The organism is Streptomyces sp. NBC_00631 (assembly GCF_045206895.1).
Lineage (GTDB): Bacteria > Actinomycetota > Actinomycetes > Streptomycetales > Streptomycetaceae > Streptomyces.
Map to the genome: position 1 here is coordinate 8,856,667 of NZ_CP107734.1, position 12,322 is coordinate 8,868,988.

Below are 12,322 nucleotides of genomic sequence, written 5' to 3' on the forward strand. Positions count from 1 at the left end.
CGTTAGTCGGCACCAGCCATGAGCGGCCGAAGCGGTGCGACCAATCTCGTAAGGGGGCTCCTCTAAAGTGAAACCGGAACTTCATTTCTTCCTGGGTGCCCCCCCTCTGTCCCCACCAGGTGAAATCCGGATGAGCTCCGCCTCCCCGGTAATCTGCCGCCGTGATCAGGACAGATCGACCGCGATCCGGTCCGTCGTGGTCACGGTACTGGTCGCGGCGCTGCTCTTCGGATCAGCCGTTCCAGCAGCCGCCGGCACCTGCTCCGCTCCGGCAGCCCGGGCTCTGGGCCGCTCGCTTACGGCCGGAGTGACCCTTGAGGCCATCGGCTTTGACATCGTGATGAGTCTCGACCTCGATGTCGCCCACAGTGGCTCTTCACAATTCGGCATGTAGTCGTGGCCCGAAGCCGCCGGTTCCGGCACGGATCCGGCGATGCAGTTGACGAGCCGGCGGAATGCGACGCGCGGGACGGGACGCCCTGGCTGACTGCTCGATCAGCTTCCCATCCTCGGTCGGTGCGGGAAGACATCGGTCCGGCGGCGGCCCGCATGAGTGCTGGACCGGCCTCGGGATTGGTAGGCGTCGTTAATCGTGTAGTCGCTGTTTGGCTGCCCGCTGTTGTGGATGGGAAGCGGGTGTCACGGGCTGTGGTCGCGTCCGTCCCGTGGGGCGAAGGCTGTGAGGGCGTCGCCGTCGGTCACGCGAGCGTGCAGGAAGTAGTCGGCCCACTCGGTAATTTCAGGGTAGGACGATTCCTGGCCGAGCTGGGTGGCTGCGGCTTCGAGGTCGAAGTGCGTGGTGCGGAGTTCGACGCCCGGTCCCAGCAGGGCCCAGTGTGCTCCGGTTCGTCCGTAGGGCATGCCGATGCTGCCGGGGTTGATCACGAGCCGGCCGTGGGCGAGGCGGACGAACGGCATATGGGTGTGGCCGCAGACCACGGTGCGAATGTCGGCATCGAGTCCGTCAAAGACTTCCTCCCAGCGGTCGAGGCGGGAGTCGACCAGGACGACCTCCTCGTCATCACGAGGGGTGGCATGGCAGAACAGCACCTTTCCCAGCCCGTTCACGGACAGGGAAAGTGATCGCGGAAGCGAGCTGAGAAGGTCGAGATGGTCCTCGCGGAGCTGTTCGGCGGCCCAGGGGGCGATCGGGTCGGGGATCGTGTCGCGTTGCCCCCGGCGGTATTCGAGGAGTTCGCGGTCGGCGTTGCCGCTGATCCAGATGACGTTGTCGCCGAGGCTGGTCAGCAGGTCGAGGACCTGGGCCGGTTGCGGGCCGGCGGTGATGTCGCCGGTGAGCACGATGTGATCGGCGGTGCCGATGTCTGGTTCGGCGAGTACTGCCTCCAGGGCCGGCAGGACTCCGTGAATGTCGGACAGGACGGCTACTCGGTTCAGCATGGTCACCACTGTGGGGCGAAGGCAGCCGAGTGGTGTGATCTTTCGCCGGGCGCGTAGTTCGAGGGGGCCGTTCAGCGTGTGTGGTCGCCGGGTGCGTAGCTCTTCCAGGGGGCTCCGGCCTCAGTGGCGATGCGGGTGGTGCTCTTGTCGTGGTAGCCCAGTGCCTGGGCGATGACGGGCGCCGGGGCCTGGAGGACGAGCTGGCGGATGGCCGAGGTGCGGCCCTTCTCGGCCGGGACGCCGAGTTTGCGGAGGGCGTCGCGCAGGGTGCCGCCTGTCGTCAAACGATCGTTTACCGACAGGGTCAGGTGTTCCTCAACGGAATGACGCCACCATCCTCAGGCGGTGGCGCCGCGCCGGTTGGATTTTGGGTCACGGCTTGGCGGGCTGTTGGCTTTGCTGGTCGGACGCGGACCAAGCTCGCTCGGCTTGCTGCTGTATGTCGGTGAGGGACTTTCCCAACGTCAGGGCGAATTTGTCAGCCAGGCCAATATAGTTCTTCGAGCTCTTCGCATCGCTGAGCGTTTTGATGTAGGGATAAGCGGCGGGAAAGTGGGACTTCGTCCACCTGTCAAAAAATTTCACCCGGTTGAAGGCGCCGTTGAACCTTGGGCTCTGCAGCCAACTCTCGTGCTTCTTCAGCGCGGCGACGTCGAACCTCTTCAGCGGCGAATCCTTAGCTGCCCGGACCGCGGGAGCCGGGGAAGCAGCCGGCAGCCCGCTATCGGCGCTCTCATGCTCTGAGGACACGGGCAGCTCGTGGACGGATCCTTCGGCGGGTTCGCGGACGGGATTCTCCGCAGGTTCGCGTGCGGGGCCGTGCTCCTCCGCGGAGGCGGTTTCCCGCGCGGGGGGCGGGTTCATCTGCCGGTCGGCGTTGAGCCAGTCCCGGAAAACGTCGAAGCCTTGCCCATCGTCATGCCAGGCGCTATCTGGGCTGAGGGAGTGAGGTGCTGGTGCGAGATTAACGTCCAGTTCATGTCCGGCTGTGCCCTCATTGTGCCGCGGCGCAGCGGCGCGGCGAATTCCACCGCTGACCCGGGCGTCGGCCGCCAGTCTGCCGAGGACGTCGACCAGTGAGTCGAGTCGCTGGGCGGAGCGAGCCGACAGGCCGACCAGTTGGCTGATCTTCTTCATCATGCGCGTCACCTGGACGACCGCGAGGGCAACGCAGCGGCTCACACCGACGACGAGCGAAGCGCCGAAAGTCCAAGCAGCGGCGGCCACCGCGACGAGCATGGTCGCGACGATGTCGCCGAGCACGGAGGTGATCATGTCGCGGATCAGGGCGCGGACCGCCGTGATCAACGCCATCGTGGTCTCGACCACGTATCCGGTGGTGTCCACGGCCTGGCCGGCGGCGTGCATCTTCTGCGCGTGGGCGGTGATGCTGTCACGGAAGCCGTCGGATGCCGGGCCCTGCCAATCGGTGGTGTGCGTACGCGCTGACGAGAGCATTCCCTCAGCGGCATTGCGGAGGTCCTGCGCGTATGTGTGCAGGGACTCCGCTATTCCTGCTACGGCCTGTGGGTAGCCCGCGAGCAGGTCGAGCGGCTTGCGCAGGAAGGCCAGGTGCTCGATGAGCCAGCCCAGCCCCACAGCGGTCAATTTGCTCAGCGGATCGAGACCGACCGCAATCACGTCGAGCACCGAGGACACCACGCCGATACCGATTTCCGCCGCGGTGGCCGCCACATCGCCGTCGTGAGCGCTACGCACGCCCTCGATCAGCCCGTGGAAGCTATCGACGATGCCCGCTCCCGAGGACCAGTCGGCCGAGGTGAGATCTAGCTGTGACATGAAATCACCACTGGAGCGCCTTACGGATGCGCAGCACGTTGGCCTGTTCGATGTCTTCGTAGACGGACGCAGTATCGTATACCGATTTAGCCACGTCGGCCATGGTGTGTGCCAAGTCGTCGAGGTGATCGGCAGTCACTGCCATCGCGATGCGGGCGGGCACCCCGAGGACCTGCGCTAGGAGTACACCGAACGCGTTGACGCCCCCGTCGTTGAGGGCGTGAACCCCCTCGGACGCTCTTCTAATCGCGTAGACGGTGTCGTTCTGGAGGTAGTCAGCGAACTGTTCCAAGCCATCGGTGTCGACGCTGACGGTGCCGTTCATGTCGTTGTGCGCCATCCTGCCCCTCGCCTCTGTGTGCCCGGTGTCACGGACGACGGGGGACGACCGTGCGGAACCCAGGTGCCACCGTCTTCGGATTCAACCCGCTGGACGGCGAGTCGTCAGTGGGGCCTATGAACGGCGCCAGCACATCCATCGCCGTCTGGTTCTCGCCGACCAGGTCGGCGAAGGCAGCGCGAACGTCACCACTCGCGCGCTGGGTTGCCTCATCGACGAGTTTCATCACCAACGTGGCCAGCCGCTGGGGTGACATGGCCCCGGCGTTCCTGCCGAACGCGATGTCGATCAGGTTGCCGCCCGGGCCCACTGTCACCGTCACTGACCGGTCGGGCGCCACCTGTGTGACGGAGTGCCCAGCCACAGCCTCGGCGGCCCGCTGCGCCCTCGCGCTCAGCTCCGCCAGGTCGGTGTCCAGGTACCACCGGATGTCGTCATCGGATTCAAGGGGCATGCCGTACAGGTCACCGCAGCGAGGCAACGTCTGTTCATTACGAAGGTGGCATCCAGACGGCTGTGCAATTAACAGCTCCCCTTGCCGACTGTGGCCGCAGTAAATACCGAATTTACTACGGCGAACCCTCTCCCGTGATCACCGCGACCTGCGGTGGACGATTCCGGCCGTCGGCGCGAGGTGTACGCATTTACTGCGACACTACCCTCGAAGTTTCGTGACGGTCTGTCGGTTCTCGCGGCAGGCCGTTTCGGTTGAGCAGCTTGGTGGTGGGTGTGGTTGGGGCCCGGCTGTCGTGTCGGGTGGGCGCCGGGTTCCACGGTTCCGGGGGCGGGCGGCTCGTCGGGGTGGTGGGCTGTTGCCTTTCAGCCCGGGTTTGGCAGTGCTTGGAGGCGGTTGAACGCGGTGGTGATGACCGGGGTCCAGGGTCGGTGACGGCCGAGGTGGAGCCGGCGGCGGCCGGAGGTGACGAGCCGGGCGGCGGCGGAGAACAGTCGCAGCCGCAGACGTTTGGGTTCCCACCTGCGGGTTTCGCCGTTCAGGGCAAGCATCGACATCCAGGCCAGCGGGTCCAGGGCGAGCTGGACGACCTCCAGCCCGGCCTGGTTCTGGGTGGTGTCGTGCAGGGGAAGGTTGCGCAGACCGGTGTCGCGGCCGCCCGGATGCGGTCCTCGGCGCGGGCCCGCTGGCGGTGCCGCAGTTCCAGCTGGGCGATCGGGATGCCGGTCGTGTTCGTGGCGAAGCAGGTGATCCGCATGCCGTCGGCGTCGGTGAATCGTAGCTGGGCACCGGGGTGGTTGAGTCGGCCCGCAGCGCGGTGCCGGTGTCGCCACCGGTCCGTTTCTGCGGGCCGCTCGCCGAGTGAAGTAGGCCGCCGACGAGGTGCCCGTGGCTCGTGTCCTTTTCCGACGGCCCCTTCCCGAACCGGACGGGCCCGATTTCCAGGCATCCGGCTCTCCAGTGATCACTTCCGTGGTGCTGCGGTAGGACGTTCCGCGTGAATGTCTTCATGGCAGCGGCGGCAGATCACCAGCGTCTTGCGCCGCCGCATCGCCATCAGATGGACCCACGCGGGCTTTTCCCGGCGCCCGGGCCGGTTGAGATCAGCGAGCCTGCGGATGTGGTGAACCTCAAGGTTCGTCCGCGCCTCGCAGATCTCGCAGCACTCGGCGAGGAGCCTGTGGATCAGCTCGTTGCGCTTCATGCTGGCCATGACCGGCCGGATGTCGGTGAGGACTGCTGTGCGCTGCCGCTTGAGCGAGATCCCGCCGAAGCGGGCGACCAGCGGCTTCTTCCCCTCGTCGCGGGGGACGGTGACCTGGATGCAGCGACGCGGTCCGTCAGGTGTCTCGATGGTGCTCTTGTACTTCCGGGACATCTTCGGGACCGTCGACCGGTGCTTCCCGGCCAGAGTCTTCAGCATCGACGTCTCCATGACCCACTGGAGACGGCCCAGGCGGAACACGTCCTGGGCGAGGAGGTAGTACTGGACCAGCCCACGGAACTCGGCCTGGTACTTCGCGACGATGGTGAAGTCGTCGTCGTGAAGCAGCGGGCCTCGTTGGGCGGGCTTCCCCTTGCTCATGTAGAGCGCACATTTCTGCCTGATCACCTGTCGGGGCACGAAGAGCCCGATGGCACCGTTGACCGCCCGGCGCTGCCGCGTGATCTTGGTGTCGGCGTGCTGGACTCGGATCTCGTAGCCGAGGAAGTGCGCCGCCTGGCTGGCGGCGTGGGTGATCAGCGTCTTGGACTCGGACAGTTCGAGCTCGAGCTCGTCGCGCAAGAACGTCCGTATCCTCGACTTGATCTCCTCGGCCTCGCGCTTGGGACCGGCGAATCCCAGCAGCCAGTCGTCGGCATACCGGACGTAACGTAATCGCCGGTAGTCCGGATCATTGGGGTCCTGGCTCGGCAGGGTGCGGCGCCGGAGCCGAAGCTCGCGCACCGCTTCCCGGTCACCGTGCCGCTTGGCCCGCTGGTCGCGTACTCGACGATCTGATACGCCCGGTTGGGGCGACGACGCCGGCCATGGTTGTACTCAGGCAGCAGAGACTGTTCGATGAACTGGTCAAGCCGGTCAAGGTAGATGTTCGACAGGACAGGGGAGGCCACCCCGCCCTGAGGCGCACCGCTGAGCGTGGCATTCCATCGCCAGTCCTCCAGATACCCGGCCTTGAGCATGTGGCTGATCAGCCGCAGGAACCGGCCGTCGTGGATCTTCTCCGCCAGGATCGACAGCATCACCTCGTGATCAAGGCTGCCGAAGCAGTCGGAGATGTCCCCCTCGATGAACCAGTGCGTCCCCTTCCAGACCTCCACAACCTCGCTGAGCGCAGTGTGGCAGCCCCGGTGGGGACGGAAACCGTGGGACCGGTCGGAGAACTGGACGTCGTAGTACGCCTCAAGCAGCAGGCGGACCACCTCCGCGACCAGCTTGTCCGACCAGGGCGGCAGACCCAACGGGCGCTTCTTCGTTGATCCCTTCTTCTCGATGTAGACCCGCCGGGCCGGAGACCATCGATAGCGTTCGGCGCGCAGAGCGTCGACGATGCTGCCGATCTTCTCCAGCGACATGCCGTCCGCGGTTTCCTCGGTGACCCCCGGCGTCATCGCGCCCTTGTTGGCGTAGATCCGCCCGTAGGCCATCAAGTACAGCTGTGGGTTGAACAGTTGCCGATACAGCCTCTCGATCGGCAGTCCTCTCACTCCGCGCTTGCGGATGATGTCCAGCACCGTTTCGGCGGTCTGCATTACGCATGCCTCCCTTCGCTGAACTTCTCGATCACCTGTGCCCCTTCGCCCTTGTTCCGGCTCTCCCGGACCTCACGGCAGGTCGTGACTCCTGCGACTACTACGGGCACTCCGTCGCCATAGGGCTCGCGCCCCGTAGGCGATCCCGTGGTACGTCTTCGCTGTACGTATCAAGCACGACGTAGGCCGCCCACTCATCTCCTTGACCGCCCTCGCTGGGCGACGCTCCGCGTCACGGAGGTTGCCCGACCCCACAGGTTCAAGGCCCGACATGACGCGGCATCGGTTACAGGTGTCATTCCGACGGGTGCGCACTCTCACCACTGGAGATTGGGCTTCAAGCAATCCAGCCTTGGCCATATCGCGCGGGTCTCGCGGCACCCCGACCCCGGACACCTCCGGACGGCCACCGCTTCCCTGACATGCTCTTTTCCCCTCGCGCTTTCGCGTCCAGGTGAGTCAGGCGACCCAAGAACCTCCCTCCGAGTTCCTCCCGACTGCGTCGGGGATACAACGAAGCGCCTCACGGCGCACACCCGGCGTGCGGCTCTCACCGCACCGGGCTCTCCACGGTCTCTGCCGTCAGGCGTGGTTGGCCAGATTCCAGGGATTTGGGATCTTGTTGCCGCAGTACCGGTATCGCTGAGTTGGCACCTGGCCGAGGTTGAACAGTTCGACCCCGTCTGATGAAGGCATCCGCCACCTGCCGTTGTGGTCGGTGAGGTGCCTTCGCAGATCGGCCCAGCTCCAGTGGTGCAGCCGCATCCACCACCGGGCAACCCGCCGCTAGACGAAAATGGCGAGGGTTTGCATGGTGCTCTTGGCGACTGCATATCTGAAGTAGTTGGACCAGCCGCGCATGATCCGGTTGAGCCGTCTCGGCACGTCCCTGGGTGGCTGTTGCGACAACCTGGGTGTCAAGGGCACGAATCTTGTCCTTCAACGACCGGATGGGCCGGTCAGCGATGAAGGTGTAGACGTACCAGCTGTCCGTACCTCGCGGAGCGAACTGCCAGGTCGCGGTCAGTGTCCATGCCGCCACCGACACCGCCTCGTGCCCGTTGGAGTGGCAGTTGTATCTGCCGCGTGAGTGGACGGACGAGCCGGACCGATGCCGCCGGCAAGGAGTCCCCGACGACGTGGTGCACCGGGAAAAGTAGCGTCTTGCGCTCGGTCTCCTGGACACACTCGCCGAGTGGCAGTTGAAGGCGCCGGTCGTGGTCGCCGACGCCGGCTACGGCGTCAGCACCCCGTTACGGCTCGCTCTCGAGGAGCGAGGGCTGTCCTATGTCCTGGCCCTGAACGGGAAGGAAGTCGCCCACCCGGAGGATGTCGAGCCGCACCAGCCTGCTCATGGCGGACTCGGACCGCCTGCCCTTCCCCGCTACCGTACTCCGCCGCGAGCCGTCTGCGTCCTCGCAGCGGAGGCGGGTGCGGAGCGGTTCACCGAGGTGGCCTGGAGGCAGGGCAGCAAAGGCGTGATGACGTCGCGGTTCGCGGTGATGACCGTGCGGCCCGCGGGCAAGCAGTCCCTGGCCGCAGCGCCGACGGACTACTGGATATCGAACCTGCCCGCCACCACACCGGCCCCTGACCTGGTGCGGTGGGCCAGGATGCGCGGGCGGATCAAGCACGATCACCGCGAACTCAAGCATGGCCTCGGACTGGACCACTTCGAGGGCCGCACCTGGCGTGGCTGGCACCACCACGTCACTCTCGTTACCGCCGCACAGGCCTTCCTCGCCCTCAGGCGGCTCGACCCCAAAGTCCGTACACCGGCCTGACCCTCTACCAGGTCCTCGACGCTCTTCAGGACCTGCTGAGGTGCTGGACCGGTACCTGCACCACCTGCGGACGCCCCCTGCCCAGCCCTCGGAGCATCCGTAGACATACCAGAACCTAACGAAGCACTCCCAGCCTCGCGGACACCGGACCCGCGACCTTCAACTCCCGGCTGAAATCGGATCACTTGGGCGGGTTCATATGAGTTTGTGGCGGATGGCGTAGGAGACGGCGTGGACGCGGTTGCGTAGGCCGAGGCGGTTGATGACGCCGTAGAGGATCTTTTTGATGTTGCGTTCGGAGTAGCACATGGTGTCGGCTATCTCGGCGAGGTCCAGGCCTTGTGCGACGAGTCGGAGGACGTCGATCTCGCGTGTGCTGAGGCCGGAGGGTGTCAGGCCTTTGGGGATGAGTACGTTGCGCTGGAGGCGGTCGGCCTGGTCGAGGAGTTCGCCCTGTACGGCGGAGGGCAGGAGTGCTTCGCCGGCGGCGACCGCGAGTACGGCGCGGATGAGGGTGTGTGGTTGTGCGTCGGCGCGCCAGAGGACGGCGCGTACTCCGCTTTCGGCCGCGAGGGTCAGGTCGGCGTACCAGCCGTCGTTGACGACGAGGACGATGCGTGCCGGGGGTGGGAGGGGCAGTGTCCGCAGGGTTTCCAGTGTGGAGTTGTCGGCGGTCTGGATCGCCATCACCACGACGTCGGCCTCGGCCATCGTGGTGAGTGTCACTTTGGGTCCGCGGCTCAGGCCGGCTGCGAGTCCGGCGTGTGTGAGGGGGTCCGCGGCGTCGACGGCGACGGAGACGGGGGCGAGTTGCCTGGCGGCGTCGGTGTAGGGCCAGGGTGCGGGCCCGTGTGGGTCCTGGGGATGCCTGTTGGGGGAGGGGGTGGTGGTCGTCGGGCCGGTGGGGAGGTGTCGGTCCGCTTCGGCCTGGCGCTGCGTGGGTATCGGCCGTGCGGGGGCTTCCATCGGATGACTGCTCATCGCTGCTCGCTTTCTGAGGTGATCGTGCCTGTGGGTCAGCGCCCTTGGATGCAGCCGGCGGCCATTTGGTTCGCATGGATTTTGGTGTGGCCGGGCCGGGGGGAGAGCTGGGCCCACAGCACGGCGAGCCACACCAACGTCCGGTCGCTGTGCCTTTGCAGGTCGAGGTCGGTGAGCTTCTCGATCTGCTTGATCCGGTACAGCAGGGTGTTGCGGTGCATGTGGAGGGCGGCTGCGGTAGCGGCGCTGTCGAACTGGTTCTCGGCCAGGCAGGCGAGAGTTGCCGTCAGTTCGCCGTCCCCGCCTGTCAGCGGGCCGAAGACACGGCGGGTCAGCGCGTCGGCGAGTTCGGGAGACTTCGCGAGGAGCAGCTGCGGCAGAAAATCCTCGGTCCGGACGCGACCGCGCCGATGGGACCGCGATGCGACGGCGACCAGCATGCGCAGGTTGTCGACCGCGGTTCGAAGACCGGTCCGGCCGGTCGGCAGGTCCTGGGCCAGCAGCAGGCGTCGGTCGGTCAGGAACGCGGACCATTCGAACGCGGGACGGCTGAGTCCGGTGATGTGGACGTCCTCGACGAAGGCCAGAACCCCGGCGGTGCGCAGGCGGGCCGCCAGATCGGAGCGCTCGGCGGGGGCGGACTTGTCGAGCAGCAGAACGAACGGCACGTACGGAGGTGTCAGATCGAAGCCGAGCCGGGCAGCACGCTCTTGGTCCTCCACTGTGATGGGCAGGCGGCCGCAGAGGCGCTCGAAGAGGGTGTGGGCCCGGCGGTCGCCCTGAGCGGACGGCAGGTCGGCCTGGTCCGCGTAGGCCTGGGCGAATATCCGCGTGACCATGTCGAGGTAGCTGTCGAGGAGACGCCGCCCTTGGTCGGGCCAGTCCGCCGGCCTCGCGGGTTCCTTCTCGGCGGCCAGGCCGAGCACGGCGTCCCAGAAGACGCGCACACCCCGGTGATGGAGGAGCAGTCCGGCGTCCAGTGGCTGGCCTGCGGCAGCGTACTCCCGCGCCCGCTCGTACGTCTCCGACAAGACGTATGCGTCCGGGGGCGTGCCGTTCACCATCCAGTGCAGGAGCAGCCGGGCGTGCCGGCGCAGTGCGGGCCGAAGAGCGGAAGCCTCGCGATTGCGCGCCAGGCGCACGTATTCGGGCATGTGGCGAAGTTCGGGTTCCATGCGCTGGACCAAGGCATCGGCGTCGAGGTGTTCCAGGACGTCGCGCAAAGCCGCTGCCCCGACGGCGGCACGTGCGGATCCGTCGGTCATGATGGACAGGCGCCAACCGGCGAGAGAAGCGCGCCCGCTGCCGTGCCGTCGCATGCCGTGGCGGTAGGGGCGTGTGCGGTGGAGGGTGTGGCCCTACCCCGCTGCCGGCCTAATCCCATGGTGGTTCCCTTCGTGCAGCAGATCGGGCCGGCGGTCACGGGGAGCCGATACCCGGCGACGCGGGTGTGCTCCCGTGCCTGGACAGTCGTGTGACCGTGTCCGTGTTTGATGCGCGTAAGGCCCTTTCGCACCGCGGCCGTTCCCGATCGGCGGCGGTTTGGTTGTGGATGGTGTGTATATGACATAAGGCTGACGGTGTGCATACCCGGTTCCCTGCGCTTGCCGGCTGTCTCCGCGTACTGGGCTTCGCGCACAACTGCTCAGCCGGCGGCGGCCGTTCCTGCTTTTCGCATCGGTCTGACCATGGTGGATCGTTGGGGGGTGAGGAGGCCAATGCCTATCTGTTCGATTCTGAAGCCGTTTCGGCATATGCCGTCGTGGTCGCGGTTAGCATGAGCGGCATGGATCTCGACATGCGCCGGGTGCGCTACTTCGTGGCCGTGGCCGAGGAGTGCAGCTTCGTGCGGGCGGCGAGCCGTCTGTACATGACTCAGCCGGCGCTCAGTCGTCAGATCCGGGCGTTGGAGGAGGACTTGGGTCTGGTTCTCTTCCAGCGGGACCGGCAGGGCACGGTGCTGACGCGGGCGGGTCGTCAGTTGCTGGAGGATGCCCGGCCGATGCTGGCGATGTCGCAGGCGGTGCAGCAGCGGGTGCGGATGGCGAATCGTGAGGTGAACCGTTTCGCTATCGGTTTCATGCCGGGGATTGTCGTCACTCCTATCGTGCGGGAGTTCGCGCGGCTGGCGCCGCAGCTCGATATCGATGTCGTGCACACCACGGTCACCGACCAGGTCGACTTTTTGGTCGACGGGCGGGTCGATGTCTGTTATGTCCGGTTGCCTCTGCCGGAGGGGATGTTCGAGGTGGTTCCGCTCTTCCCGGAGCCTCGTGTGGTGGCGTTGTCCAGTGGGCATCGGTTCGCGGAGTTGAAGGCGGTGCATGTCGAGGACCTGCGTGACATGACCTTGTTGCAGGATCCGCGGGATGTTCCGGAGTGGCGTGGGCGGGTGCCGGGCCGTCCGCTGGTGCCGGAGCCGGAGGCGGCACGGTTTCCTGTGACGATCGAGGAGTGTCTGGAGGGTGTTGCCTCCGGGGCCGGGTGTTATGTCATGCCGGCGGGTATGGCCGGTTTCTATCGGCGTGAGGATGTCGCTTACCTGACGCTGGAGGGTGTTGCTCCGCGTATGGTCGCTCTGGCCTATACCAAGCACCGGACCATGCCGGAGCTGAACCAGTTCGCCGAGCTCTCCCGCCGGATGCTCGGCCCTGGTCCCGACTGACGCCCGGGAGCCGGCCGTCCGGCTGTGCCCGCTCGACCGGCATGAACGGGCACTGAGCGGGGTCCACCCGTCCCCTGTCCGTCCGCAACGGGCGAGTTCGCGGGTCTGCTGTTCCTAACGTGGCTGTCGAGACCGCACGTACC

Annotated in this window: 10 protein-coding genes and 3 pseudogenes; 3 read left to right on the forward strand and 10 right to left on the reverse strand. The window is 66.4% G+C overall.

Features of this window, described 5'->3' with window-relative positions:
* Positions 1–130: 130 nt before the first annotated feature.
* Positions 131–394, forward strand: coding sequence for a hypothetical protein (locus OHB00_RS40470; RefSeq protein ID WP_406442550.1), 264 nt, complete (start codon positions 131–133; stop codon positions 392–394).
* A 245-nt stretch (positions 395–639) separates the two neighbouring features.
* Here OHB00_RS40470 and OHB00_RS40475 read toward each other — a convergent pair whose 3' ends face one another.
* From OHB00_RS40475 to OHB00_RS40510, 8 genes and pseudogenes are all read right to left on the reverse strand, one after another.
* Positions 640–1,401 (reverse strand): metallophosphoesterase family protein, encoded by a 762-nt coding sequence (locus OHB00_RS40475; RefSeq protein ID WP_406442552.1) that lies wholly within the window; start codon positions 1,399–1,401, stop codon positions 640–642.
* Positions 1,402–1,472: 71 nt separating this feature from the next.
* Positions 1,473–1,685 carry a hypothetical protein gene (locus OHB00_RS40480; protein WP_406442553.1) on the reverse strand — a complete coding sequence of 71 codons (213 nt, stop codon included), beginning with the start codon at positions 1,683–1,685 and terminating at the stop codon, positions 1,473–1,475.
* A gap of 88 nt (positions 1,686–1,773) precedes the next feature.
* A complete protein-coding gene (locus OHB00_RS40485) occupies positions 1,774–3,201 on the reverse strand; it encodes a WXG100 family type VII secretion target (RefSeq protein ID WP_406442555.1) in 1,428 nt (475 codons plus the stop codon).
* Between the two features lie 4 nt (positions 3,202–3,205).
* Entirely contained in the window at positions 3,206–3,541 is a 336-nt protein-coding gene (locus tag OHB00_RS40490; RefSeq protein WP_406442557.1) for a hypothetical protein, read from the reverse strand.
* A 28-nt stretch (positions 3,542–3,569) separates the two neighbouring features.
* Complete coding sequence (locus tag OHB00_RS40495) at positions 3,570–3,995, reverse strand: YbaB/EbfC family nucleoid-associated protein (RefSeq protein WP_406442559.1); 426 nt, start codon at positions 3,993–3,995, stop codon at positions 3,570–3,572.
* 365 nt (positions 3,996–4,360) lie between these two features.
* A pseudogene (locus tag OHB00_RS40500) lies at positions 4,361–4,791 on the reverse strand (transposase); the annotation flags it as partial.
* A gap of 168 nt (positions 4,792–4,959) precedes the next feature.
* A pseudogene (locus tag OHB00_RS40505) lies at positions 4,960–6,749 on the reverse strand (reverse transcriptase domain-containing protein).
* Positions 6,750–7,535: 786 nt separating this feature from the next.
* Complete coding sequence (locus OHB00_RS40510) at positions 7,536–7,676, reverse strand: group II intron maturase-specific domain-containing protein (RefSeq protein ID WP_406442561.1); 141 nt, start codon at positions 7,674–7,676, stop codon at positions 7,536–7,538.
* A 62-nt stretch (positions 7,677–7,738) separates the two neighbouring features.
* On the opposite strand from OHB00_RS40510, the pseudogene OHB00_RS40515 reads away from it, so the two are divergent.
* A pseudogene (locus OHB00_RS40515) lies at positions 7,739–8,533 on the forward strand (IS701 family transposase); the annotation flags it as partial.
* Positions 8,534–8,728: 195 nt separating this feature from the next.
* Here OHB00_RS40515 and OHB00_RS40520 read toward each other — a convergent pair.
* A complete protein-coding gene (locus OHB00_RS40520; protein ID WP_406442563.1) occupies positions 8,729–9,514 on the reverse strand; it encodes a response regulator transcription factor in 786 nt (261 codons plus the stop codon).
* Between the two features lie 35 nt (positions 9,515–9,549).
* Positions 9,550–10,779 carry a PucR family transcriptional regulator gene (locus tag OHB00_RS40525; RefSeq protein ID WP_406442565.1) on the reverse strand — a complete coding sequence of 410 codons (1,230 nt, stop codon included), beginning with the start codon at positions 10,777–10,779 and terminating at the stop codon, positions 9,550–9,552.
* Between the two features lie 521 nt (positions 10,780–11,300).
* Between OHB00_RS40525 and OHB00_RS40530 the strand changes: the two genes are divergently transcribed.
* Positions 11,301–12,179 (forward strand): LysR family transcriptional regulator, encoded by an 879-nt coding sequence (locus OHB00_RS40530; protein WP_406442566.1) that lies wholly within the window; start codon positions 11,301–11,303, stop codon positions 12,177–12,179.
* The last annotated feature ends 143 nt before the right edge of the window (positions 12,180–12,322 follow it).